This window comes from Mesorhizobium sp. M7A.F.Ca.CA.001.04.2.1 (assembly GCF_003998485.1).
Classification (GTDB): Bacteria; Pseudomonadota; Alphaproteobacteria; order Rhizobiales; family Rhizobiaceae; genus Mesorhizobium; species Mesorhizobium ciceri.
The window spans coordinates 1-25,000 of record NZ_RZQT01000006.1 but is presented as its reverse complement, the minus strand read 5'-3'; the positions used below and the strand labels follow the sequence as shown (position 1 = coordinate 25,000).

Genomic DNA, 25,000 nt, shown 5'->3' with positions numbered 1-25,000 from the left:
TTGTCGCGGGAGACGCTCAATCTCCCGCATATGATGGGCTTGCCTAACCGCACCCTCGAACCGATCTCGAGAAGCTGGTCTTTTTGTGCCAATGACATCGAAGTTTGATCCCGCACAGGATCTGCTTCAGGCGACAATCTCTCCGAGATTGCGCGGACGCTAACCTCGCAAGGGGAAGGCTGAAGCGACAATCCCTTCGGGATTGCGCGGGTGGGCATTGGCAATGAGAACGATCAAGTGTCTTAAGGGCAATTGGTGGATGCCTTGGCATGCACAGGCGATGAAGGACGTGATACGCTGCGATAAGCTACGGGGAGGTGCGAATACCCTTTGATCCGTAGATTTCCGAATGGGGAAACCCACCTAAGGTACTTGGAAAATCAGAGCAGCCAGAAGGTCGCAAGGCCGGATTGCTGCTGTGGTTTCCAAGTATCGATAATAGGTAACTTACCCTGAATACATAGGGGTAAAGTGGCGAACGCGGGGAACTGAAACATCTAAGTACCCGTAGGAAAGGACATCAACCGAGACTCCGGAAGTAGTGGCGAGCGAACCCGGACCAGGCCAGTGGCGATTGAGAGACAAGCGGAACCTTCTGGAAAGTAGGGCCATAGTGGGTGACAGCCCCGTACGCGTAATGCAATCAATCGTCCTCGAGTAAGGCGGGACACGTGAAATCCTGTCTGAAATTGGGGGGACCACCCTCCAAGCCTAAGTACTCGTGCATGACCGATAGCGAACTAGTACCGTGAGGGAAAGGTGAAAAGCACCCCGACAAGGGGAGTGAAAGAGTACCTGAAACCGATTGCCTACAAACAGTGGAAGCCCAAGGTTCGTCCTGGGTGACCACGTACCTTTTGTATAATGGGTCAGCGACTTAGTGTGACGAGCAAGCTTAAACCGCTAGGTGTAGGCGCAGCGAAAGCGAGTCTGAACAGGGCGTTCAGTTCGTCGCATTAGACCCGAAACCGAGTGATCTAGCCATGAGCAGGTTGAAGGTAAGGTAACACTTACTGGAGGACCGAACCCATAACTGTTGCAATAGTTCGGGATGACTTGTGGCTAGGGGTGAAAGGCCAATCAAACTCGGAAATAGCTGGTTCTCCGCGAAATCTATTTAGGTAGAGCGTCGACCGAATACCCCAGGGGGTAGAGCACTGGATGGGCTAGGGGTCCTCACCGGATTACCAAACCTAACCAAACTCCGAATACCTGGGAGTACTAGTCGGCAGACACACGGCGGGTGCTAACGTCCGTCGTGAAAAGGGAAACAACCCTGACCTACAGCTAAGGTCCCCAAGTTATGGCTAAGTGGGAAAGGATGTGAGGATCCCAAAACAACCAGGATGTTGGCTTAGAAGCAGCCATCATTTAAAGAAAGCGTAACAGCTCACTGGTCTAAATAAGGGTCTTTGCGCCGAAAATGTAACGGGGCTAAAGCCATACACCGAAGCTTAGGGTTTGGTCCGCAAGGGCCAAGCGGTAGCGGAGCGTTCTGTAAGCTGATGAAGCCATACCCGTGAGGGGTGGTGGAGGTATCAGAAGTGCGAATGCTGACATGAGTAACGTAAGGGGAGTGAGAGACTCCCCCGCCGAAAGACCAAGGGTTCCTGCTTAAAGCTAATCTGAGCAGGGTTAGCCGGCCCCTAAGACGAGGCGGAAACGCGTAGTCGATGGGAACCACGTTAATATTCGTGGGCTTGGAGGTAGTGACGGATCATTGAGGTAGTCCAATCTTATCGGATTGAACGGGCTGCTGCGTGGTTCCAGGAAATAGCTCCTCCTTATAAACCGTACCCGAAACCGACACTGGTGGTCTGGTAGAGTATACCAAGGCGCTTGAGAGAACTATGCTGAAGGAACTCGGCAAATTGCACGCGTAACTTCGGAAGAAGCGTGACCCTTTTCTACGCAAGTGGAGGAGGGTGGCACAGACCAGGGGGTAGCGACTGTTTATCAAAAACACAGGGCTCTGCGAAGTCGCAAGACGACGTATAGGGTCTGACGCCTGCCCGGTGCTGGAAGGTTAAGAGGAGGGGTGCAAGCTCTGAATCGAAGCCCCAGTAAACGGCGGCCGTAACTATAACGGTCCTAAGGTAGCGAAATTCCTTGTCGGGTAAGTTCCGACCTGCACGAATGGCGTAACGACTTCCCCGCTGTCTCCAGCATAGACTCAGTGAAATTGAATTCCCCGTGAAGATGCGGGGTTCCTGCGGTTAGACGGAAAGACCCCGTGCACCTTTACTATAGCTTTACATTGGCATTCGTAGTGGCATGTGTAGGATAGGTGGTAGGCTTTGAAGCCTGGGCGCCAGCTCAGGTGGAGCCACCCTTGAAATACCACCCTTATTACTATGGATGTCTAACCGCGGCCCGTTATCCGGGTCCGGGACAATGTATGGTGGGTAGTTTGACTGGGGCGGTCGCCTCCTAAAGAGTAACGGAGGCGCGCGATGGTGGGCTCAGAACGGTCGGAAATCGTTCGCTGAGTGCAATGGCATAAGCCTGCCTGACTGCGAGACTGACAAGTCGAGCAGAGACGAAAGTCGGTCATAGTGATCCGGTGGTCCCGCGTGGAAGGGCCATCGCTCAACGGATAAAAGGTACGCCGGGGATAACAGGCTGATGACCCCCAAGAGTCCATATCGACGGGGTTGTTTGGCACCTCGATGTCGACTCATCGCATCCTGGGGCTGGAGCAGGTCCCAAGGGTATGGCTGTTCGCCATTTAAAGCGGTACGTGAGTTGGGTTCAGAACGTCGTGAGACAGTTCGGTCCCTATCTGCCGTGGGTGTAGGAATATTGAAAGGATCTGTCCCTAGTACGAGAGGACCGGGATGGACGGATCTCTGGTGGACCTGTTGTGGCGCCAGCCGCATAGCAGGGTAGCTATATCCGGACGGGATAACCGCTGAAGGCATCTAAGCGGGAAACCCACCTTAAAACGAGTATTCCCTGAGAACCGTGGAAGACGACCACGTTGATAGGCCGGGTGTGGAAGAGCGGCAACGCTTGAAGCTTACCGGTACTAATAGTTCGATCGGCTTGATCGTTCTCATTCCTTATGCCCATCTGACAAAGTCAGATGGTCTGTTCTCACTCACGCTTGTTCCGCCCTGCGGGCGGCGCTACGTGGGTGCGGCGCATCAGCGCCGACGGTCGGTCGACCTTGCGAAGCTTCGCTTCGAAAGGCGCCAGACCAAGAACCGTAAAGGCACACAAAGACCAGCGAACAGCCCCGAGAGGCACCCGACAGCTCCGCTGCCGATGTCTCTTTGTGCCCTTCGCTCAAAAGCTTCTCGAACAACGTGCGTTTTGCCGACCTGGTGGTTATGGCGGAGCGGCTGCACCCGATCCCATTCCGAACTCGGCCGTGAAACGCTCCAGCGCTGATGGTACTTCGTCTCAAGACGCGGGAGAGTAGGTCGCTGCCAGGTCTGCCAAACGCACGTTGATCTCACATCCAAATCGGATGGAGAGAAATCTTCTCTTTATGAAATGGCCCGCCAAGGGATCACGGGCCGCGTAAGCGGCCCTTTCATTTGGTCAGCCATATACCTATCTGTAGGCCTCGGCTTACACAAAAATTGACGCGGGGTGGAGCAGCCCGGTAGCTCGTCAGGCTCATAACCTGAAGGTCACAGGTTCAAATCCTGTCCCCGCAACCAAATTCAAAAAAGCCCGCCATCGTGCGGGCTTTTTGTTTTGTGCTGTGCTGTGCTGCCGGCCTGTCATCAGGCGCCCGCAACCAGCCAAGCCAAGCCGCCAGACAGAAAACAAATCCTCTCCCCAAAACCAACATCAAAAACAGCCCGCCAGCCACAAATGCCCGCGCGCCGTTTTGATATGCGGCTGGGGTGGCCATCGATCTGCCCAGGCTCAGGCCCCCGAAAGCGAAGCCGAAGCTGCGGGACAAGCGGACATATGGAGAGCGTCACGCTGCGCCCGGAACAGATCTATCAAAGACAGGATCGGGGGCTTCAGGCGATAAAGACGCGGCCGGCGGGAGGGTACCATGCGAGCCCCCGTGCGGATACTCCACCACCCTCTCCGGTTTCGCGGCCAAAGGCCGGTAAGGCCTTGCCCAGCCCGTACGGCATCTTGGCGGCCGCGCCCAGCCTCGTCGACCGGAGCGTAGGAATCCCCTTGAAGTAGGGTCTGAAATATATTTCACTATGTGAATTATATTGACAATGCGCGCCCGGACTGTAATGTCCCGATCGTCGGCTTTCGGAGGAAGGTCGGCATCATCAAATCCATACGGCAGCGCTCACTGAGTGCCTGCAACGGTCATTGAGGATGGCTTCGGCCAAGGGAGGAAACTTGCGCAAATTTCTGAGCACGCTCGCAATCGCGGCGGCTGCATCGACCTGCTTTGGGTCGATGCAGGTACGCGCCGAAACCCCTAACCCGTTCAAATGCGAGCCGGGTGAAAAATACGTCATGAACGTGATGGTCTCGGGCGTCGAATACTGGTTCCCGGTCTATGAAATGTTCAAGCAGGCCGGCCAGCAGTTCGGCTGCGAGACCGCCTATACGGGTACGCCGGAATACGACGTCAACAAGCAGATCGCCACCTTCGACCAGGCACTGGCGCAGAAGCCGGCCGGCATACTGGTACACCCGATGAACTCCGATCCGTTCATCGAGCCGATCAACCGCGCCATCGAGCAGGGCACCGCGGTGGTGACCTTCGCCGCCGACTCGCCGAATTCCAAGCGCGTCTCCTACATCACCTCCGACAACAATGCCGAAGGCACCTATGCCGCCGACGCCGTTGCCAAGGCGATGGATGGCAAGGGCGAATATGCGGTGCTGGAGAATCCCGGCCAGGACAACCACGACAAGCGCGTCAACGCCTTCGTTGCCCGCATGGAAGCCAAATGGCCCGACATGAAGCTCGTCGGCCGCGCCGCTTCGAACCAGGATCCGACCAAGGCCTATCAGGCGGTTTTGAGCCTGGCCCAGGCGCATCCGGACCTCGGCGCCGTGTTCATGCCGGAGGCCAACTCGGCCATCGGTGCTGCCCAGGCCGCCAAGGAAGGCGGCGGCAAGATCCGCGTCATGCTCGCCGACGTCAACGCCAAGATCCTCGACATGATCAAGGCCGGCGAGATCTTCGGCTCGGTCAATCCCAACCAGGGCATGCAGGGCTATATGGGCTTCATGCTGTTGTGGATGGCCAAGCATCCCGGCCTGATCGATCCGATGAACGACGCCAAGCGTTCGGGTTTCAACCCGATGAGCGTGCCCTTCGTCGACAATGGCTTCTCCATCGTCTCCAAGGACAATGCGGACGACTTCTACTGGGACAAGTACCTCAAGCGTCGCGGCACCAAGGGCATCGAGGAATAGTCTCGATCGCCGCCCCGGCCTCCACAAGGCCGGACCAACCGGGAAGGAGGCTTCGGCCTCCTTCCTCCCCCGCAAGCATCGCAGGAGCATGGCGTGACCCAGTCGCCCATTCTTGAAATCCGCGGTCTGTCCAAGGCGTTCGGCCCGGTCAAGGCACTGAACGACGTGCGGTTCGAGCTGCGGCGCGGCGAAATCCATGCGCTGTGCGGCGAGAACGGCGCCGGCAAGTCGACGCTGATGAACATGATCGCCGGTGTATTGCAGCCCGACGAGGGCGACATCCTGATCGATGGCGAGCGTGTTTCGATCCACTCGCCCGCGGCCGCCCAACGTCTCGGCATCGCGCTTGTCCACCAGGAGATCGCGCTGTGCCAGGACGCCACCGTTGCCGAAAACATCTACATGGCCGCGATCAACAGCCGGCGCGCACCGCTGATGAATTTCCAGAAGCTCTACGCTGACGCCCAGAAGGTCATGGACCTGCTCGCGCCCATTCCGGTGCACACCAGGGTCGCCGACCTCTCCATTTCCAACCAGCAGCTCGTCGAGATCGCCAAGGCGCTGACGCTCGACTGCAAGGTGCTGATGCTCGACGAGCCGACCGCCGCACTCACCGAAAGCGAAGCGCAACGCCTGTTCTCGATCGTGCGCGGGCTTAGGGAACGTGGCATTTCGGTGGTCTATATCAGCCACCGCATGGCCGAGATCTTCTCGCTCTGCGACCGCGTCACCGTCTTCCGCGACGGCCGCTACGTGGCGACCGATGCGATAGCCGCCGTTTCACCCGACGATGTCGTGCGCAAGATGGTCGGCCGCGAAATCACCCAGCTCTATCCCGACAAGATGGCGCCGCAAGAGCCTGGGCGCCTGCTCTTGTCGGTCGAGGGGCTTTCCGATGGGCGCCGCTTCGCCGACGTCGATCTGCAGCTTCGCGCTGGCGAAATTCTGGGCATAGGCGGCCTGATCGGCGCCGGCCGCAGCGAGATCGCACAGACGGTCTGCGGCCTCAGGCCAATGACCTCTGGAACCGTCGCGCTCGACGGAAAGCAGCTGCGGCTGCGCAGTTATGGCGATGCGGTCAAGGCGGGGCTGGTCTATCTCTCTGAGGATCGCAAAGGCTCCGGCGTGTTCCTCGATCTGCCGATCGCGGCGAACATATCGGCGCTCGACCTCGGCCGGCTCACCGGGCGCCTCGGCCTGCTCGACCGCAAGGCCGAGGATCGTCAGGCGCGGGAGCTGACCGGCAGGCTCGGCGTGCGCATGGCCGGCATCGAGGCCACTGTGTCGACGCTGAGCGGTGGCAACCAGCAGAAGGTTGCCATCGCCAAGCAGCTGTCCGTCAGTCCCAAGGTCATCATCATGGACGAGCCGACGCGCGGGATCGATGTCGGCGCCAAGGTCGAGATTCACCGGCTGCTGCGCCAGCTAGCCGGCAGCGGTGTCGGCGTCATCATCATCTCGTCCGAACTGCCGGAGCTGATTGGCTTGTGCGACCGCGTTCTTGTGGTGCGCGAAGGCAGGATCGCCGGCGAACTCGCCGCCAGCGAGCTCGGCGAGGAAGCCATCATCATGCTCGCCTCGGGCGTCCAGGACAGTTCAATTCAAAGGCAGGCCCAGAATGTCGCCTAGGGAATCAGGAGAAGCGCTCGTGCACGCCGAGATCAAGTCCGCCGGGCGGCGCATCAACTTCGCTCACCTCGCCTCGATGCGCGAGGCCGGGCTGATCGTCATCATCCTGGCGCTGTGCATCGCCATGAGCTTCGCCTCGCCGCACTTCCTGACATGGGGCAATTTCCGCGCCATGCTGATGAGCTTCTCCATCGAAGGCATCGTCGTCGTCGGCATGACCGTCCTGCTCATCGTCGGCGGCATCGACCTTTCCGTCGGCTCGGTCGTGTGTTTCTCGATGGTGGTCTCGGGTGCGCTGTTCCTCGCCGGGCTCGATCCCTGGACGGCAAGCCTGATCGGCATCGGCGTCAGCGCGCTGATCGGCGCGGCCATGGGCTTCTTCGTGACCGTGATAGGGCTCAATCATTTCATCACGTCGCTGGCCGCCATGGTCATCGTGCGCGGCATGTGCCTGGTGGTCACCAAGGGCACGCCGCTTTCGCTGTTCACCCTGCCGCCGGCCTTCAAGGCCATCGGCCAGGGCAGCTTCAACAACATCCCCTATGTCATCCTGATCTTCGTCGTCGTGGTGGCGATCTTCGACTTCCTGCTGCGCCGCGCCACGGCCTTCCGCAAGGTTTTCTACACCGGCTCCAACGAGAAGGCCGCGCAGTTCTCCGGCATCAGGACCAATCAGGTGAAGTTCTGGGTCACGGTGCTGTGCTCGACCCTCGCCGGAGTGGCCGGCGTCATCTACATGGCGCGCTTCGGCGCGGCGACGCCGACCTTCGGCGCCGGCATGGAGCTCAACATCATCGCCGCGGCCGTCATCGGCGGCGCCTCGCTGAATGGCGGCTCGGGCACCATCTTCGGGGCGATCCTCGGCATGGCTCTGCTGTCGGTGGTGACGAGCTCGCTTATCCTGCTCGATGTCTCGGTCTATTGGCAGGACATGATCAAGGGATGCATCCTGCTGGCAGCGGTGTCGATCGATCACTTCCTGCACCGCAAGAAGTCCTGAACCTCAAAGGCGGCGAAACAAGACCATGGCCCCTCCCAACACCCGCGACGACATCGCCGCTGTTCGCCAGATGCACCAGGCGCTTGTCCTGCATTATGTCGAAGGCAAGACCCAGGCCGAGATCGCCGGGGAACTCGGCATCTCGCACGCGACCGTCAACCGGCTGATCAAGCGCGGTCACCAGCTTGGTCTCGTCGAGATCAAGATCAAGTCGCCGATCGACCATCTGGTCGACCTGGAAGCGCGGCTGGTGGCGCTGGGCGGCATCGAGCGGGCGATGGTGGTGCCGTCGGTCTCCGAAAATCCGCACACCGCCCTGCAGCGGGTCGGCGAGGCTGCGGCCGGGCTGCTGCTCGACACCATCAAGGACGGCGACACCATCTCGATCACCGGCGGCAAGGGCGTCAGCGCGCTGGTCGCCGGTCTCAAGCCGGGGCGCCGCTACGACGTCGAAATCATTCCCGCCACCGGGCTGGTGCAGGGCAAGCACTACACCGATGTCAACCACGTCGCCTCGCTGATGGCCGACAAGCTCGGCGGCCGCGCCTACCAGATCCATGCGCCGTTGTTTGCGGACACCGCGCAGCAGCGCGAGATGCTGATGGGCATCAGCTCCGTCGCAGACGTGTTTCGCAAGGCGCGCGAGGCCGATGTCGCGGTGGTGGGTGTCGGCTCCATCCTGACCGACGATTCCAGTTACTACGATTTGCATCCGTCCTCGAATGCCGATCGCCAGGCGATCGAGAAGTCCGGGGCAACAGGCGAGCTGCTCGCCCATCTCATCGATCGCCGGGGCAAGCTTTGCAACTACTCGCTCAACCGTTCGTTGGTCTCGCTGACGCTTGACGAGTTCGCGACCATCCCGCGCTCGATCGGCATTGCAAGTGGCGCCAGCAAGGTCGCGCCGATCCTCGCCGCAATGCGCGGAAATCATCTCGACACCATCGTCACGGACGAGGCCACGGGGCTCCAGATCCTCGAGCTGGCCGAACAGGAGGCAGCATGAATTCTCGACAGATCCAGCGGCAGATCGGCAAGTCCGGCATATCGGCGTCGGCCGTGGGCCTGGGCACCTGGGCGATTGGCGGATGGATGTGGGGCGGCACCGACGAAAAGGAGTCGGTGCGGGCGATCGAAGCCTCGATCGATGCCGGCCTCAACCTGATCGACACAGCGCCGGCCTACGGTCTTGGCCGCAGCGAGGCGATCGTCGGCACCGCCATCAAGGGCAAGCGCGACAAGGTGGTGATCGCGACCAAATGCGGGCTGAACTGGCATTCGGGCAAGGGCGGGCATTTCTTCGACCAGGACGACAAGCCAGTGCATCGCTATCTCGGCGCCGACGGCATCGCCTATGAGGTCGAGCAGAGCCTGCGGCGTCTCGGCACCGATCATATCGACCTCTACATCACCCATTGGCAGGACCCGACGACGCCGATCGCCGAGACGATGGCGGCATTGGAAAAGCTCAAGGCAGCCGGCAAGATCCGCGCCATCGGCGCCAGCAATATCAGCGCCGAGGATCTCGGCCACTATATCGATGCCGGCCAGCTCGATGCGATCCAGGAGCGCTATTCGATGATCGACCGCGACATCGAGAGCAGCCTGCTGCCGATCACTCGCCGCCATGACATCGCCATGCTCAGCTATTCGTCGCTGGCGCTGGGGCTGCTCACCGGCACGGTCGACCCCGGCCGCACATTCGGCGGCGACGACCAGCGCAAGGACAACCCGCGCTTTTCCACGGCCAACCGACAGAAGGTGGCAAAGCTGAAGGAGGCCATCGCCCCTATCGCCGAGAGCCACCAGGCGTCGACCGCGCAGATCGTCATCGCCTGGACGCTCGCCCAGCCGGGCATCACCTTCGCCCTGTGCGGCGCGCGCAATCCCGAACAGGCGCTCGACAATGCGCGGGCCGGGGAGATCACGCTTGCGGCAGGCGAGCTTGCGGCAATCGACGCCGCGGCAGCCGCGCATCTCACCGCGATGGATGCCTGAGAAAAAAAGGCAACAGCCCCGATGAACCGTAGCCATACGTTAGCCGGTCTGCGCGACCGGCCTGATATCGTCGTGCTCGTCATCGGTGGCGGCATCAACGGCATCAGCGTCTTTCGCGAACTGGCGCTGCAAGGCGTCCATGTCGTGCTGGCGGAAAAGGGCGACTATTGCAGCGGCGCCAGTGCCGCCCTTTCACGCATGGTGCATGGCGGCCTGCGCTACCTCGAAAACGGCGAATTCAAACTGGTGCGCGAATCGCTGCTCGAACGTGACCGGCTGCTGAGGAATGCCCCGCACTATGTGGCCCCGTTGCCGACGACGGTGCCGATCTTCGACATTTTCTCCGGCCTTGCCAACGGTGCGGTGCGCTTCCTGGGTCTGACGCGGCGGCCGAGCCGGCGTGGTGCGCTGGTCATCAAGACCGGCCTTGCCATGTACGACCTGTTCACCGCCGCACGGCGTTTGATGCCGACGCACAGGTTCAGGGGCCGCGCCGAAACCTTGAAAAAATGGCCGGCGATCAATCCGGCGATCCGCAATTCGGCGACCTACTACGACGCCTGGGTGAGCCGGCCCGAACGCCTCGGCCTGGAGATGCTGCTGGACGCCACGGCGAGCGCGGCGAACGCCCGCGCCTTGAACTACGCTCAGGTATCGTCGACAGGTGATAGCCTCGCCATTACCGACACGCTGACGGGCGAACAACTGCCGGTACGGGCGCAATTGGTCATCAACGCCACTGGCGGCTGGATCGACCTGACCAACAAGGCCATCGGGGCGGCGGCGCAGACGATGATGGGCGGCACCAAGGGCTCGCATCTCATCGTCGACAACGCAGAACTGTTCGACGCGCTCGGCGGCCATATGGTCTATTACGAGAACGAGGACGGGCGCATCTGCATCCTGTTTCCCTATCTCGGCAAGGTGCTGATAGGCTCGACCGACATCCGGGTCGACGATCCGGACAAGGTCCGTTGCGAGGAGGACGAGCAGCGCTACATCCTGCAGTCGCTCGCCTTTGTATTCCCCTCGATCAAAGTAGCTGAAAACCAGATCGTGTTCCGCTTCGCCGGCGTGCGACCCTTGCCCGCCAGCGAGGACAGTTTTACCAGCCGCATACCGCGCGATCATTTTTGCGAGTTCGTAGAAGCGAGCGGGCATCTGCCGGCGACACTGTGCATGATCGGCGGCAAGTGGACCACCTTCCGTTCGTTTGGAGCGCTGGCCGCCGACATGGCGTTGAAGCGGCTCGGCCTCGCGCGCAGCCAGGGAACGCAGGACATGGCCATCGGTGGCGGCCGTGATTTTCCGGCCGATCCGGACGCCTGGTGCGCATCATTCGCCGCCGAGCATGGCCTGACGGTCGAGCGCGCGCAAACGCTTCTGCAGCGCTATGGCACGTCGGCCAGGGATTTTGTTTCGCACCCGGCGGGCGAACAGATGCTGCCGCAGTCGGACTATTCGGCAAGCGAGATAGGGCGCATCATCGAGCGCGAGCAGGTCGAGTGCCTTGCCGACCTGTTCTTGCGCCGCACCACCATCGCCATTTCAGGCGGTCTCAGCTTCGACCTCGTCAACGCCGTTCTCGACATGCTGGCGGCGCACAAGGACTGGAGCGCCAGCGAGGCTGCCACCGAGCGCTCGACCTTCCTCGCCTTGCTGGCCGACCGGCACGGCATCGACCTCCAGACACATCAAAGGAGCGCCCTATGCGCGTAAACAAGAAAGTCCGTATGAACCGGCTGTTCGGCGGCGGCCGCTGCCTCGACGTCGCCATCGATCATGGCGTCTGCAACGAGCCGAGTTTCCTTGCCGGGCTGGAAGACATGGCCAGCGTGGTCAACCAGCTGGTCAAGGCCGGCCCCGACGCCATCCAGATGAACTACGGCCAGGCTGACCTGCTGCAGGCCGTGCCTGGCAAGGACAAGCCGGCGCTGGTGATGCGCATCGACATGGGCAATCCCTATAACAGGATACGCCACCGGGCGATGTGGGCGGTGCTGCAGAACGAAGCCGAGCCCTTGCTTGGCGCCATCGAGATGGATGCGGCTTGCGTCGTGGTCAATCTGTTCATGCTACCCGACGAGCCGGACCTGTTCCGGCAATGCGTGCAGAACATCGCCCGCGTGCGCGCCGATTGCGAGAAATACGGCCTGCCGCTGATGATCGAGCCGCTGGCCATGCTGCCGGTCACCGAGCATGGCGGCTACATGGTTGACGGCGACGCCGATAAGATCGTCACCTTGACCCGGCTTGCCCGCGAGATGGGTGCCGATATCGTCAAGGCCGACCCGACCACCGATCCCAACGACTTCCACCGCGTCGTCGAGGCGGCGCGCTGCCCGGTGCTGGTGCGCGGCGGCGGCAAGGAGGATCTGCGTGCCGTGTTCGACAAGTCGGCCGCCTTGATGGCACAGGGTGCGCTTGGCATGGTCTATGGCCGCAACATCTACCAGCATGCCAACCCGAGCGCTGTCGTGCGCGGGCTGATGGCGATCATTCACGACGATGCCGATGGCGGCGCAGCCTGGGATCTGTACAACCAGGCATAGGCTGCGGCCTCGGGAGGCGCCAATGGCAAGCTATACCCTCGGTCTCGATGCCGGCAACACCGTCATCAAGGCGATCCTCTTCGACCTGTCGGGCCGCGAACTGGCATTCGCCGCCCGTGACGGCCGCTCGTCCATGCCAAAGCCCGGACATGTCGAACGCGACCTCGACGAACTCTGGCGCAATGCGGTCTCGGTCATTGGTCAATGCATCGCTGAGGCCGGTATCGACGCCGGCGAGATCGTCGCCATCGGCTGCGCCGGCCATGGCAACGGGCTCTACGCGCTCGATCGTGCGGGCGCGCCATTGATCGGCATCCAGTCGCTCGACACACGCGCCGTCGACATCGTTGCCGAATGGGCAGAACAGAATGTCGGCGACCGCACCTACGCACATTGCCTGCAGCGGCCGTGGGCGGCGCAGACGCCGACCCTGCTTGCCTGGCTCAAGCGCTTTTCGCCGGCTTTGTTTGCCAGCATCGGAACTGTGTTCTTGTGCAAGGATTTCGTCGTCAACCGCCTGACAGGTGCGCGCAGCAGCGATACTTCAGATATGTCGGGCTGCGGCCTGCTGCAGATGCAGGACCGCCGCTACGAGCCGGACCTGCTTGCCGCCTATGGGCTCGGCGATTGCATGGACCTGCTGCCGCCAGTGCTGGAATCGGCCGACATTGCCGGCCATGTCAGCGCGGAGGTGGCGGCCCTGACGGGACTGCGCGCCGGCACGCCGGTCGTCGCCGGGCTGTTCGATGTCGTCGCCAGCGCGGTCGGTTCGGGCGTGACCAGAACCGGTGCCGCCTCGGTCATCGCCGGAACCTGGAGCATCAACCAGGTCATCACCGACAAGCCGATCCGCGACCCTTCGATCTTCATGCTGTCGACTTTCGATCGCCAGCGCTATCTGGCGATCGAATCCAGTGCCACCTCGGCCGCCAATCTCGAATGGATCGTTCGCGAATTCCTCGAACATGGCGGCGAAGCCGGCAAGTCGCCATTCGAATTGTGCAGCGAACTGGTGGCGTCCGTTGATCCCAACAGCGACATCCCGATCTATCATCCCTTCCTTTATGGCTCGCAGCAGAATGGCCATGCGCGCGCCGGCTTCTACGGCATCGCCGGCTGGCACAGCCGAGCCCATCTGCTGCGTGCGCTGTTCGAGGGTGTCGCCTTCGAGCACAAGCGCCATGTCGAGACCTTGCACAAAGCGGGCGCCGATTTCGACCAGGTGGTGCTGTCCGGCGGCGGCTCGCGCAGCAGCGTCTGGCCGCAGATTTTCGCCGATGTGCTCGGCGTGCCCGTCACCGTGGCGCGCAGCCGCGAAACCGGCGCGCTGGGAGCGGCGATCGCGGCGGGCACCGGCGTCGGCATTTTCGCGGACTACAGTGCCGGTGCAGCCGCCATGACAGCGGCCGCCCGACATTTTGTACCCAACGAGACGGTTGCTCACGCATACGCACGGCGGTATCGACTCTATGGCGAGATCAACCAGGCGATGACCCCGATGTGGGAGCGCATCGCCGGACAGCAGGCGCGCACGTGACCGAAGCTTCACCGTCTCCGTTCGGCAGTTACGACTACGTCATCGTCGGTGCCGGCTCCGCCGGCTGCGTGCTCGCCAACCGGCTCTCGGCCGATCCGCGCAACAAGGTGCTGCTGCTCGAGGCCGGCGGCAGCGACCGCTATCACTGGGTCGATATCCCGATCGGCTATCTCTTCTGCATGGGCAACCCGCGCACCGACTGGATGATGAAGACCGAGCCGGAAGCCGGTCTCAACGGACGCAGCCTCAACTATCCGCGCGGCAAGGTGCTCGGCGGCTGTTCATCGATCAACGGCATGATCTACATGCGCGGCCAGGCTGCCGACTATGATGGCTGGCGCCAGGCCGGCAATGCCGGCTGGGGCTGGGACGATGTCCTGCCTTACTTCCTCAAGTCGGAAGACTTCCATGGTGGCAAGAGCGCCATGCACGGCAGCGGCGGCGAGTGGCGGGTCGAACGGCAGCGGCTTTCATGGCCGATCCTCGACGCCTTCCGGGACGCGGCCGAGGAACTCGGCATTCCGCGCACCGAAGACTTCAACACCGGCACCAATGAAGGCTCGGGCTATTTCGAGGTCAACCAGAGGAAGGGCGTCCGCTGGAACACATCGAAGGCGTTTTTGCGCGGTATAGCGGGGCGCAAGAACCTTCGCGTAGTGCTCGGCGCGGAAACCGAACGGCTCGAATTCGACGGCCGGCGCGTCACCGGACTGGTTTTCCGCCAAGGCGGCCGCCTGCATCAGGTCCGCGCTGGACAGACGATCCTTGCGGCCGGCGCCATCAACTCGCCCAGGCTGCTCGAACTGTCGGGGGTGGGGCGCCCCGACCTGCTCTCGGGCATCGGCGTGGATGTTCGTCATGCTTTGCCAGGCGTCGGAGAAAACCTGCAGGACCATCTGCAGATCCGCACCGTCTTCAAGGTCGCCAACACTGCCACGCTCAACCAGCGTTACCACAATCTGGTCAGCCGTGCGTCGATGGGGCTGGAATACGCGCTCAAGCGCAGCGGGCCGCTGTCGATGGCGCCAAGCCAGCTCGGCATCTTCGCCAGGAGCGATCCGCGCCTCGCAACGCCCGATCTGGAATATCATGTGCAGCCGCTGAGCACCGACCGTCTGGGCGAGCCGCTGCATCGCTTTCCCGCGGTCACCGTCTCGGTCTGCAATCTGCGTCCGGAAAGCCGGGGCAGCGTGCACATGGGTTCGTCCGACGCGCGGGAGACGGCGAAGATCCGGCCGAACTATCTTTCCACCGAGGGAGACCGCAGCGTGGCCGTCGCGTCGTTGCGCCATGTCCGCAGTTTGATGAAGGCTCGGGCGGTGGCGCGCTTTGCGCCGGAAGAGATGCTGCCCGGCACGCAGTATGACAGCGATGAAGAGCTCATCCGCAAGGCCGGCGATATCGGCACGACGATCTTCCACCCCGTCGGCACCTGCAAGATGGGTTCGGATACGATGGCGGTGGTCGACGACGGCCTGCGTGTTCACGGGCTTGCCGGGCTGCGCGTGGTCGATGCCTCGATCATGCCGACAATCGTCTCGGGCAACACCAACTCGCCGGTCGTCATGATCGCGGAGAAGGCAGCCGAGATGATCCTGCAAGAGGCCCGCTGACCGCCATCGGCTTCAAGCCGTGGCAACACCGCGCGATCGCCGCTTCTCGGCCGCCGCGAGCAGATCGACGAAGGTGCGCACCTTGGCGGGCCGGAACCGGGCCGGCGGAAAGACTGCGTGGATGCCGCCTGACGGCAGGCTCCAGTCGGCAAATACCGGCACCAGCCGCCCCTCGGCGATATCGTCGCTGACGCTGTAGTCCGGAAAGACGCCCAGCCCGATGCCGACGAGCACGCAAGCAAGGGCGGCGGGGCTCTTGTCGCACATGAGGACCGGATTGAGCTCGGTCAGCACCGTTTCGCCATCCCTGGAAAACAGCCATTGGCCGATGCCGCGCAACTGGGTGTTGCCGACCCAGGCCAGCGATCTTGCCTGGCGCGGCGTCAGGTCCGGCGGCAGGCTCGCCGCGAAGCCAGGGCTCGCCACCACGATTTGCCGGATCGTCCCCAGCCGCCGCGCCTGGTTCGAGGAATCGGTGAGCCAGCCGACGCGGATGCCGAGATCGATCTGCTCGTCCACCAGATTGCTGACGGCGTCGTCGAAGATCGCCTCGACGCGCATCTGCGGATAGGTTCTGAGATAGGCCGCCATGACCGGAGCCACCATCTTGGTGCCGTAGTCGAGCGGCGCCGTCAGCCTCAGCGTTCCGCTCGGTTCGACGGTCCCGCGCGAGATTTCGCCATAGGCGGCCTCCGCTTCCCGCAGGATGATCATCGCGCGGTCATAGAAGAGGCGCCCCTCTTCGGTCGGCCTGACACGCCGGGTCGTGCGCTGCAGCAGCGTTGCGCCCAGTTCCTCTTCGAGCTTGCCGATCTGATGGCTGACCACGGCCTTGGCGACGCCAAGCCGGTTGGCTGCGGCCGTGAACGAGCCGGTTTCCATCACCGTGGTGAAGTAGGCGAGCCGATTGAGGTTCAGAAGTTCGGCCAAGCTGGCTGCCATTTGTATGAGCAGATCATACAGTTTGTATTATTGGGTGCCATTTATCGCAAGACCCCCACCTGCCACATATCAGCCAACGGCATTCGATCAAGCCGGCAGCCGGATCATGGGTAGCAGCGATTATGAACAATTCAGAAGTGACCTATCTTTTCGATCCGCTCTGCGGCTGGTGCTATGGTGCCACCCGGATGCTCGGCCGGTTGTCGGCCGCCGGCGTGCGCGTCGAGCTGCTGCCGACCGGCCTGTTTTCCGGCGCCGGCGCGCGTCCGATGGATGAAGGTTTTGCGGCGCACGCCTGGGCGAACGACCAGCGCATCGAGCGCCTGACCGGACAATCGTTCACGCCGGCCTACCGGCACAATGTCCTCAATGTCCGTGGCACCCTGCTCGACTCACATGCCGCCACACTCGGCATCACTGCCGCTGGCCTGGAGGACCCTAGCCGCCGGTTTGCGGCGCTGAAGACGATCCAGCATGCGCGCTATGTAGAAGGACGCGATGTCGTGACGATCGGCGGTGTGGCCGAGGTGCTCGCCGCCGACGGCATGGCGGACGCCGCCGAAATGCTCAAGGCGCCGACCGAAACATTGCTGGCGGCTCACCGCGATCAGGTTGGCCGTGGCCGTGCGCTGTTCCAGCGCCTGCATGCCGATGGCGTGCCTTCGCTCGCGGTCATCCGCAACGATGCGCCCCGGCTCATCGGTTCGAACGCGCTGTTCGGCAGCTTCGACAATCTCGTCGCCCACATCGCGGCGGCGTGACCCCATCCTCCAGACCCCAAGCATAAGGAAACACACATGGCAAAAGTCGCTCTCATTGGTGCATCGGGCGCTGTCGGTTCGCGCCTTCTCAGGGAACTCTCCGATGGCGGCCATACCGTCACGGGCATCGCGCGCAACCCGGAAAAGATTGTCGCGCTTCCGGGCGTTACGGCCAGGAAGGGCGATGTCTTCGACACAGAAGGTCTCGCGGACCTGATCCGCGGCCATGACGCTGTGATCAGCTCTGTGCATTTCCTGGATAGCGATACCGATGCACTGATCGAGGCGGTGCGCGCCTCCGGCGTGAAGCGCTATCTCGTCGTCGGCGGCGCCGGCAGTCTCGAAGTCGCGCCCGGCAAGCGGCTGGTCGATAGCCCCAACTTCCCGGCGATCTACAAGGCAGAAGCGCAGAAGGGCGCCGACTTCCTGGACAGATTGAAGACGGTCGACGACCTCGATTGGACGTTCCTGTCGCCATCCGCCATGTTCGTGCCTGGCGAGCGCACCGGCAAATTCCGCCTCGGCAAGGACACGCTTCTCGCCTCCGACGAGGGCAGCAGCATTTCCTTCGAGGACTACGCGATCGTCATGGTCGACGAGATCGAGAAGCCGGCCCATATCAGGCAGCGCTTCACCGTCGGCTATTGAGCGAACGGATGGTGGCGGCCGGGTCTCAATCGAGGCCGGCCGACGCCAGCCGCATCAGGGTCCGGTTCAATCTCGGTGCTGCCGCCACCAGCGCCTTTCCAATGGCCGATTGCGGTGCGTCGATGACGGTTCGGGCATCGCCGTTCTCGGCAACCCGGCCGGCGTCGAGAAGGATAACGCGGTGGGCGATCGACCGGATGACGCCGAGATCATGTGAAATGAAGAGATAGGCGATCTTTTCCTGGCGCTGCAGGTCGAGCAAAAGCTCGAGGATCTCCCCGCGCACGGAAACGTCGAGCGCCGACACCGCTTCATCGAGCACGATCAGCGACGGCTTCGTGGCGATGGCGCGGGCAATGGCGACGCGCTGCCGCTGGCCGCCTGAGATTTCATGGATGGCACGCGGGGCGAGGTCCGCCGTCAGCCCGACGCGCTCCAGCAAGGCGGCGATGCGGCGCGGGCGCTCGCTGCGGGAAGCGATGCCATGGATGCGCAAGGGATCGTCGAGCACACGCGCCACTGTGGCGCGCGGGTTGAAGGCGGCAAGCGGGTCCTGGAACACCATTTGCAGGCGCGCGCGGCGGGCACGCAGTGCTGCGCTGCGCAGGGCCAGGAAATCGTCGCCTTCGAACTCGATGCGTCCGTCGTCCGGCTCGATCAATCGCAGCACCACCCGCGCGATCGTCGATTTGCCGCTGCCGGAGGGTCCGGCCAACGCCAGCGTTTCGCCCGGCTCGATGTGAAAGGAGACATCGTCGACTGCAGCGATGGTGTTGTCGCCTCGACGGTAGCGCTTGGTGAGATTGGACACCGCCAGCAGGCTCATGCGTGGAGCCCGGCTCGGTTCAGCAGCGGCTTGGTGTCGAGGCCGATATGGGCATCGAGCAATGCGCGCGTATAGGGCTGGGCCGGGGCGCCGACAATCTGCGCCGTCATGCCAAGCTCGACCAACTGCCCATGGCGGAAAACGGCGATGCGCCCGGCAAGCTCGGCCGCCAGCGCGATGTCATGGCTGATGAACAGCAGCGTCATGCCGTCCTCGGTCACCAGGCGTCGGATCAAGGCGACGATCTCGGCCTGCACGATGGTATCGAGCGCGCTGGTCGCTTCGTCGGCGATCAGCAATTTCGGACCGGCCGCAATGGCGGCGGCAATCGCCACACGCTGCTTCTGGCCGCCGGAAAGCTGGTGCGGGAAGGCGCGCAAGGCCGAGTCAGGATCGGGCAGGCGGACGCGTTCGAGCAGGGTTTTGGCCCTGGCATAGGACTGGGACCAGGTGAGGCCGAGATGGGTGCGGGCGACTTCGGCGATTTGTTTGCCGATTGGCATTACGGGGTCGAGGCTGGCGGATGGGTCCTGGAAGACGAAGCCGATATCGCGGCCGCCGCGGGGAGGGTGACTTGATCTGGTGAAGAGCTTTTGCGGTCTGTGCTCTACGAGGCCCCCCTCTGTCCTGCCGGACATGTCCGGCAGGACAGAGGGGGGTGCCTTGACGCCCAACGCCGACGGTAGGAACCAATCGATCTTTCCTTCAGTCTTGGTGCTTGCCGGCAACAGCCCTGCAATCGCCAGCGCCAGCGTGCTCTTGCCCGAACCGCTTTCGCCGATGATGGCCAAGCGCTCGCCAGCCTCTATGTCGAGGCTGAAATCCTTCAGCGCCGTCGCCTCGTTGCCGTCGCGGCGGTAGGTCACCGTCAGGTCGCGGATCGAAGCCAGCGCGGTCACGACAGGCCTCTCCTGACCGCCGTCGTCTCGACGATGCCTTCGCCGGCGAGATAGACGCCGAGCACGGTCAGCACCAGCGCTATGCCCGGGACGATCGACAGGAAGGGCGCGGTGCGCAAAACAGTGCGGCCTTCAGCAATCATGCCGCCCCAGGTGACCCGGTTGGGATCTCCCAGGCCGAGGAACGACAAGGCCGCCTCGGTGAGGATCGCCGCGGCGACGATCACCGACGACATCGCCAGCACCGGCGGCAAGGCATTGGGCAGCACCTCGCGAAAGGCGATCGCCAGCGGGGGCATGCCGATGACCCTGGCGCCGGCGACATAATCGCGTTCGCGAATGGAGAGGACTTCCGCGCGGGCGACACGGGCTGGTCCGGTCCAGGTGCCAAGCGCGATGGCGATCACGACGATGCCGAGCGACGGTCCGACGACGCTGACGAAGGCCAGTGCCAGCAGGAAACTCGGCACGGTCTGGAAGGCGTCGGTGATGCGCATCAGCACCTCGTCGACGAGGCCGCCGGCAAAGCCGGCCAATGTGCCGACCACTGCCCCGACGACAAGTGCGGCGGCCGCGGCGGCGATCCCGACAGCCAGCGATGTGCGGGCGCCATGAAAAAGCTCGGCCAGCACGTCGCGGCCAAGCCGATCGGTGCCAAGCGGGAGCGACCAGTCCTGGAACGACGGCAGCAGCGCCGGCCCGGCAATCGCTTGCGGATCGCCGGGGAACAGCAGCGACGCCGACAGCGCCATGGCGATCAGCGCCGCCAGGAGGATGGCGCCGGCGACCGCCTCGGGCGTGCGCAGAAAGCGGCGGAGGGCACTCATGCGCCGGCCTCGCTGGCGCCGACGCGCGGGTCGAGGAAGGCATAGGCGATGTCGACGGCAAGGTTGATGACAATGACCAGGAGGGCGCTGGTGAGAATAATGCCGAGCAGAAGCGGCGTATCGCGGGAGGCGACTGCCTCCTGCGCCAGCCGGCCGAGGCCGGGCACGGAAAAGACGCTCTCGATGACGACACTGCCGCCGAGCATCTGCGCCGACTGCAGGCCGAGCATGGTGACCAGCGGCAGCAGTGCATTGCGGGCGACGTGGGCGAGCACGATGCGGCGGCGTGATAATCCCTTGGCGCGCGCGGCCAAGACGAAATCCTGCCGCCAGACCTCGGCCATGCCGGCGCGCATCATGCGCAGATAAAGCGCCAGGTAGATGAAGCCGAGGGCCGAAACAGGCAGGATAAGATGGACGGCGATGTCGGCTGCGCGGTCAAGGCCGGTCTTGTCGGAAGCCAGGGTCTCGATGCCGCCGATCGGCAGCCAGCGCAGGTCGACGGCAAAGACGACGATCAGCACCAGTCCGAGCCAGAAACCCGGCACGGCATAGAGCGCCAGCGAGCCGATCGACAGGAAGCGGTCGCGCAAACTCCCGGGCCGCGCGCCGGCATAGATGCCGAGTGCCGAGCCGAGCCCGAAGGAGAGCGCGGTGGCGCTGACCATCAACAGCAGCGTGTTGGGCAGGCGTTCGAGGATCACATCGCGGATCGGTCGGGAGAAGGTCACCGACTGGCCGAGGTCGAGATGCAACAGCGCCCAGAGATAGTTAGCCAGCCGCGTCAGCTCCGACTGGTCGAGGCCCCAGCGATGGCGCAACAGCTCGATCATGCCGGCGTCGCCGCCGGTCGAGACGATATAGGCATCGACCGCATCGCCGGGGGCGGCCTCGAGCAAAAGGAACGTGCCGATGACGACGATCAGCAGCACGAAGACGCTGCCGACGAGGCGGCGGCGGAGAAGGGTGAGGGCGCGGTTCATGGGGGCGTCGATGGGTTGGCGATACGTTGATTAGGACCGCGCCTAGGCACCCTCCTCTGTCCTGCCGGACATCTCCCCCTCAAGGGGGGAGATCGGCTGTCTCTTTTGGCTTCGCCAATCTCCAACGTTGAAGAATTCGCGGGACAGACAAGCGGCCAATCTCCCCCCTTGAGGGGGAGATGTCCGGTAGGACAGAGGGGGGCCTCGTAGAACTCAAAGCCTACGATGATTTCGCGAATTTTCATCCGCGCAATTCTGTCACGATTCCAAATACGTGTCCGCCCAGTTCGACACCGCCCAGCGCGGGTTGTTGGCGATGTTGCCGACGGTGTCTCGCGCGACGCTGATGAAACTCCATTCGGCGACGTTGATCAGCGGCAGGTCGGCAGCCACCGCCTTCTGGAATTCCTTGTAGAGGTCGGTGCGGGCTGATGCGTCGAGCGTCTCCGATGCCTTGGCGATGAGCGCATCGAGCGCATCGTTCTTGTAGCCGCCCTGGTTGGAGAACGGCACGCCGTCCGGAATGCCGCTCTGCACCAGGATGGTGGTCGAGATCGCCGGATCGCCGCGGAACACCGGCGGACCGACCGCGAGATCGAAGGCGTGGTCGGTGTAGACCGCCTTGATGTGCGCGGCCGAGTCGTTGTTGACCAGCTCAGCGTCGATGCCGATGGCGGCGAGCGCCTGGCGCAGATAGTCGCCGAACTGTTTTGTCTCGTTGAAATAGGGCGCAGGCAGCAGTTTCAGCGTGAAGCGCTTGCCGTCCGGGCCTTTCTTGTAGCCGGCTTCATCGAGCAGCGCGTTGGCCTTGGCGACGTCGAAGGCATAGGTCGGCACATCGGCGGTGTAGAATTGTGGATCGTTCTTCGGCACCGGGCCGGTGGCTGTCGCGGCATAGCCGAGGAACACCGTCTTGACGACGAAATCCTTGTCGATGGCATGTGCGATCGCCTGCCGCACTTTGACGTCGGCCAGTTCCTTGCGGCGATGATTGATCTCGACGACGAGTTGATAGGTCAGCCCTTCGTAACCCTTGGTGATCACTTTCAGGCCCGGCACTTTCGAGATGCGGTCGAGGTCGGCCAGCGGCACGGCGGAAAAGGCCGCGAGCTGGATCTCTCCGGCCTCCAGCGCGCTCGCCGCGGACGTGCGATCCGGCAGCACCTGATAGATGATCTCGTCGAGATAGGGCTCATCCTTGCCCCAGTAGTCGGTGTTTTTGGTCAGCCGGTAATACTGGCCGGCCTTGTACTCGCCGAATTTGAACGGTCCGGTGCCGATGGGCGCGTTGTTGGCCGGGTTGTCCTTGATCTTGCCGACCTCGTAGATGTGCTTCGGCACCACGCTGCTCAGCGCCGGCAGCGCGTTGCGGATCAACTGGAACGGCGTCGGCTTGGCGAATTTGAACACAGCGGTGAGATCGTCGGGGGTCTCGACGCTGGCCAGGTCCTTGAACACGGTGCGGCCGAGGTTCTGCAGCGGCTTCCAGATTTGCAGCGCCGAGAAGGCGACGTCGGCGGAGGTGAACGGCTTGCCGTCATGCCATTTGACGCCGTCGCGCAATTTGAACGTCACCGAGAGCCCATCGGCGGCACCCTCCCAGCTCAGCGCCAGCCTTGGCGCGAGTCCGTCCTTGCCGTCGTAGGAGGCTTCGGCCAGCGTTTCGACGATCTTGCTGGAGATGAAGAAGACGCCGTTGGAAGCGACGATCGCCGGGTTGAGGTTGCGCGGTTCGGAATCGGCGGCAAGCACAAGCCGCCCGCCCTTCTTCGGCGTCTGCGCCCAGCCCGGTGTCGGGATGGCGGTGGAGGCCAGCAGCATTGCCGAGCCGGAAAGCATCGTGCGTCTGGAAATCGTGAAACCTGACATGATCGAACTCCGTCCTCTCCGCGACCCGGTTGGGCGCGCCAATACCCCTCGAACGCCGGCAAGCCCGCCAGCATCCTTGCGGCGGCGATTATGAGCCTTGCCGAGGGTTTCGCCAGAGACGGAATTGGCGCATCCTCGCTTGGCTTTGAAATTTTCGTCCGCTGGACCAGTTTGGAATATGCGCTTCTATCACGTCAATCTGGTAGGACCAAATTGATGGGATATGCGACAGACAAAGGTATGATGACATCGAACGGTGCTGTTTTCCCTATTTCTGGCTGGACCAGAACGGGCAAAATGGTGCAGATTTGAGTCATGGCCAGGGGATCGCGAGCGGAACGACCGGCGGTCCCAGGCAATTCAGGGAGAGAGAGAGAGATGAACATTGCTCCGGGCAAGAATGCCGTCGGCAATATCCCGTTCGACCAGGCAAGGGTCGACCGGCTGATGGAGGAGGCCGGCATCGATGTGCTGCTCGCCACCTCCAAGCACAACACGCAATATCTGCTGGGCGGTTACAAGTTCATCTTCTTTGCCGCCATGGATGCGATCGGCCACAGCCGGTACCTGCCGATCGTCGTGTACGAAAAGGGCGGGCCGGACCATGCTGCCTATATCGGCAACCGCATGGAGGGCGGCGAGCACCAGAACAATCCGTTCTGGACGCCGACGCTGCACGCCGCCTGCTGGGGCACGCTCGACGCCGCCAACCTTGCGGTCGAGCACCTGCAGAAGATCGGCAAGGCCGGCGCGCGCATCGGCATCGAGCCTGGCTTCATGCCATCGGACGCCTATACGCTAATCCGCAAGGCGTTGCCGGATGCCAGGCTGATCGATGCGACCGACATGCTGGAGCGCATGCGCGCCATCAAGACCGATGCGGAGCTGGAGAAGCTGCGCACGGCCTCCGAACTGATCACCGATTCCATGCTGGCGACCATTGCCTGGGCGCGTGAAGGCACGACTAAAAGCGAGATCATCGAGCAGCTGCGGCGCGAGGAAACCAATCGCGGCATCCATTTCGAATATTGCCTGCTGACGCTGGGTGCCAGCCACAACCGCGCCGCTTCACCGCAGGCGTGGGAAAAAGGCGAGGTGCTGTCAATCGATTCCGGCGGCAATTATCACGGCTATATAGGGGACCTCTGCCGGATGGGCATTCTCGGCGAACCGGATGCCGAGCTCGAAGATCTGCTGGCCGAGGTCGAGACGGTGCAGCAGGCGGCCTTCTCAAAAGTCAAAGCGGGCACGCTGGGCGGCGACATGATTTCGCATGCCGAGGGCGTGCTGAAGGCTTCGAAGGTCGCGCCCTACACGGATTTCTTCGCCCATGGCATGGGCCTGATCACTCACGAGGCGCCGTTCCTGATGACCAACCATCCGGTGACCTATGAAGGCACCTATGCGGCCAAACCGCTGGAGAAGAACATGGTGCTGTCGGTGGAGACGACCATGCTTCACCCGACACGGGGCTTCATCAAGCTGGAAGACACGCTGGCGGTGACGGAGAGCGGATACGTGATGTTCGGTGATCGGGGCCGGGGGTGGAACAGGGGCTGTC

Annotated in this window: 20 protein-coding genes, 1 tRNA gene and 2 rRNA genes; 16 read left to right on the top strand and 7 right to left on the bottom strand. The window is 62.8% G+C overall.

Annotated elements, in window-relative coordinates:
* Nucleotides 1-231 precede the first annotated feature (231 nt).
* From EN955_RS03490 to EN955_RS03480, 3 genes are all read left to right on the top strand, one after another.
* A 23S ribosomal RNA gene (locus EN955_RS03490) occupies nt 232-3,053 on the top strand.
* Nucleotides 3,054-3,322: 269 nt separating this feature from the next.
* Nucleotides 3,323-3,437, top strand: a 5S ribosomal RNA gene (gene rrf / locus EN955_RS03485).
* A 154-nt stretch (nt 3,438-3,591) separates the two neighbouring features.
* Nucleotides 3,592-3,668, top strand: a tRNA-Met gene (locus tag EN955_RS03480).
* Here EN955_RS03480 and EN955_RS03475 read toward each other — a convergent pair.
* Nucleotides 3,647-3,865, bottom strand: a complete 219-nt coding sequence (locus EN955_RS03475; protein WP_127218731.1) for a hypothetical protein — start codon at nt 3,863-3,865, stop codon at nt 3,647-3,649. The genes EN955_RS03480 and EN955_RS03475 overlap by 22 nt on opposite strands.
* A gap of 458 nt (nt 3,866-4,323) precedes the next feature.
* On the opposite strand from EN955_RS03475, the gene EN955_RS03470 reads away from it, so the two are divergent.
* The 9 genes from EN955_RS03470 (at nt 4,324) to EN955_RS03430 (ending at nt 15,684) form a co-directional block, all read left to right on the top strand.
* Nucleotides 4,324-5,355, top strand: coding sequence for a substrate-binding domain-containing protein (locus tag EN955_RS03470; RefSeq protein ID WP_013529471.1), 1,032 nt, complete (start codon nt 4,324-4,326; stop codon nt 5,353-5,355).
* 93 nt (nt 5,356-5,448) lie between these two features.
* A complete protein-coding gene (locus EN955_RS03465) occupies nt 5,449-6,984 on the top strand; it encodes a sugar ABC transporter ATP-binding protein (protein ID WP_024504453.1) in 1,536 nt (511 codons plus the stop codon).
* Between the two features lie 76 nt (nt 6,985-7,060).
* Nucleotides 7,061-7,984: an ABC transporter permease gene (locus EN955_RS03460; protein ID WP_245265366.1), complete on the top strand. Its 924-nt coding sequence runs from the start codon at nt 7,061-7,063 to the stop codon at nt 7,982-7,984.
* Nucleotides 7,985-8,009: 25 nt separating this feature from the next.
* Nucleotides 8,010-8,990, top strand: a complete 981-nt coding sequence (locus tag EN955_RS03455) for a sugar-binding transcriptional regulator (RefSeq protein WP_024504451.1) — start codon at nt 8,010-8,012, stop codon at nt 8,988-8,990.
* The gene (locus EN955_RS03450) at nt 8,987-9,982 is read left to right on the top strand and encodes an aldo/keto reductase (protein WP_024504450.1); all 996 of its coding nucleotides are present in this window, start codon (nt 8,987-8,989) and stop codon (nt 9,980-9,982) included. The genes EN955_RS03455 and EN955_RS03450 overlap by 4 nt, the downstream gene beginning before the upstream one ends.
* A 21-nt stretch (nt 9,983-10,003) precedes the next feature.
* Nucleotides 10,004-11,701, top strand: a complete 1,698-nt coding sequence (locus EN955_RS03445; RefSeq protein ID WP_024504449.1) for a glycerol-3-phosphate dehydrogenase/oxidase — start codon at nt 10,004-10,006, stop codon at nt 11,699-11,701.
* 14 nt (nt 11,702-11,715) lie between these two features.
* Entirely contained in the window at nt 11,716-12,534 is an 819-nt protein-coding gene (locus EN955_RS03440) for an aldolase (RefSeq protein WP_024504448.1), read from the top strand.
* Between the two features lie 22 nt (nt 12,535-12,556).
* Nucleotides 12,557-14,071, top strand: coding sequence for an FGGY-family carbohydrate kinase (locus EN955_RS03435; protein ID WP_024504447.1), 1,515 nt, complete (start codon nt 12,557-12,559; stop codon nt 14,069-14,071).
* Nucleotides 14,068-15,684: a GMC family oxidoreductase gene (locus EN955_RS03430; RefSeq protein WP_024504446.1), complete on the top strand. Its 1,617-nt coding sequence runs from the start codon at nt 14,068-14,070 to the stop codon at nt 15,682-15,684. Before EN955_RS03435 ends, EN955_RS03430 begins: the two co-directional genes overlap by 4 nt.
* A gap of 12 nt (nt 15,685-15,696) precedes the next feature.
* Here EN955_RS03430 and EN955_RS03425 read toward each other — a convergent pair whose 3' ends face one another.
* On the bottom strand, nt 15,697-16,614 hold the full coding sequence (locus tag EN955_RS03425) for a LysR family transcriptional regulator (RefSeq protein ID WP_024504445.1): 918 nt from the start codon (nt 16,612-16,614) through the stop codon (nt 15,697-15,699).
* A gap of 134 nt (nt 16,615-16,748) precedes the next feature.
* On the opposite strand from EN955_RS03425, the gene EN955_RS03420 reads away from it, so the two are divergent.
* Both EN955_RS03420 and EN955_RS03415 read left to right on the top strand, forming a co-directional pair.
* Nucleotides 16,749-17,387, top strand: coding sequence for a DsbA family protein (locus EN955_RS03420; RefSeq protein ID WP_024504444.1), 639 nt, complete (start codon nt 16,749-16,751; stop codon nt 17,385-17,387).
* Between the two features lie 36 nt (nt 17,388-17,423).
* A complete protein-coding gene (locus tag EN955_RS03415; RefSeq protein WP_024504443.1) occupies nt 17,424-18,035 on the top strand; it encodes an NAD(P)-dependent oxidoreductase in 612 nt (203 codons plus the stop codon).
* A gap of 25 nt (nt 18,036-18,060) precedes the next feature.
* Here EN955_RS03415 and EN955_RS03410 read toward each other — a convergent pair whose 3' ends face one another.
* From EN955_RS03410 to EN955_RS03390, 5 genes are all read right to left on the bottom strand, one after another.
* Nucleotides 18,061-18,861, bottom strand: a complete 801-nt coding sequence (locus EN955_RS03410) for an ATP-binding cassette domain-containing protein (protein WP_013529483.1) — start codon at nt 18,859-18,861, stop codon at nt 18,061-18,063.
* Nucleotides 18,858-19,760: an ABC transporter ATP-binding protein gene (locus EN955_RS03405; protein ID WP_024504442.1), complete on the bottom strand. Its 903-nt coding sequence runs from the start codon at nt 19,758-19,760 to the stop codon at nt 18,858-18,860. Before EN955_RS03405 ends, EN955_RS03410 begins: the two co-directional genes overlap by 4 nt.
* Nucleotides 19,757-20,587, bottom strand: coding sequence for an ABC transporter permease (locus EN955_RS03400; protein ID WP_024504441.1), 831 nt, complete (start codon nt 20,585-20,587; stop codon nt 19,757-19,759). Before EN955_RS03400 ends, EN955_RS03405 begins: the two co-directional genes overlap by 4 nt.
* A complete protein-coding gene (locus EN955_RS03395; RefSeq protein WP_013529487.1) occupies nt 20,584-21,570 on the bottom strand; it encodes an ABC transporter permease in 987 nt (328 codons plus the stop codon). The genes EN955_RS03400 and EN955_RS03395 overlap by 4 nt, the downstream gene beginning before the upstream one ends.
* A gap of 258 nt (nt 21,571-21,828) precedes the next feature.
* Nucleotides 21,829-23,439: an ABC transporter substrate-binding protein gene (locus EN955_RS03390; protein ID WP_024504440.1), complete on the bottom strand. Its 1,611-nt coding sequence runs from the start codon at nt 23,437-23,439 to the stop codon at nt 21,829-21,831.
* A gap of 90 nt (nt 23,440-23,529) precedes the next feature.
* On the opposite strand from EN955_RS03390, the gene EN955_RS03385 reads away from it, so the two are divergent.
* Nucleotides 23,530-23,751, top strand: coding sequence for a hypothetical protein (locus EN955_RS03385; protein WP_127219401.1), 222 nt, complete (start codon nt 23,530-23,532; stop codon nt 23,749-23,751).
* 66 nt (nt 23,752-23,817) lie between these two features.
* The coding region (locus EN955_RS03380; RefSeq protein WP_164769869.1) for a Xaa-Pro peptidase family protein at nt 23,818-25,000 on the top strand (1,183 nt) is incomplete at its 3' end.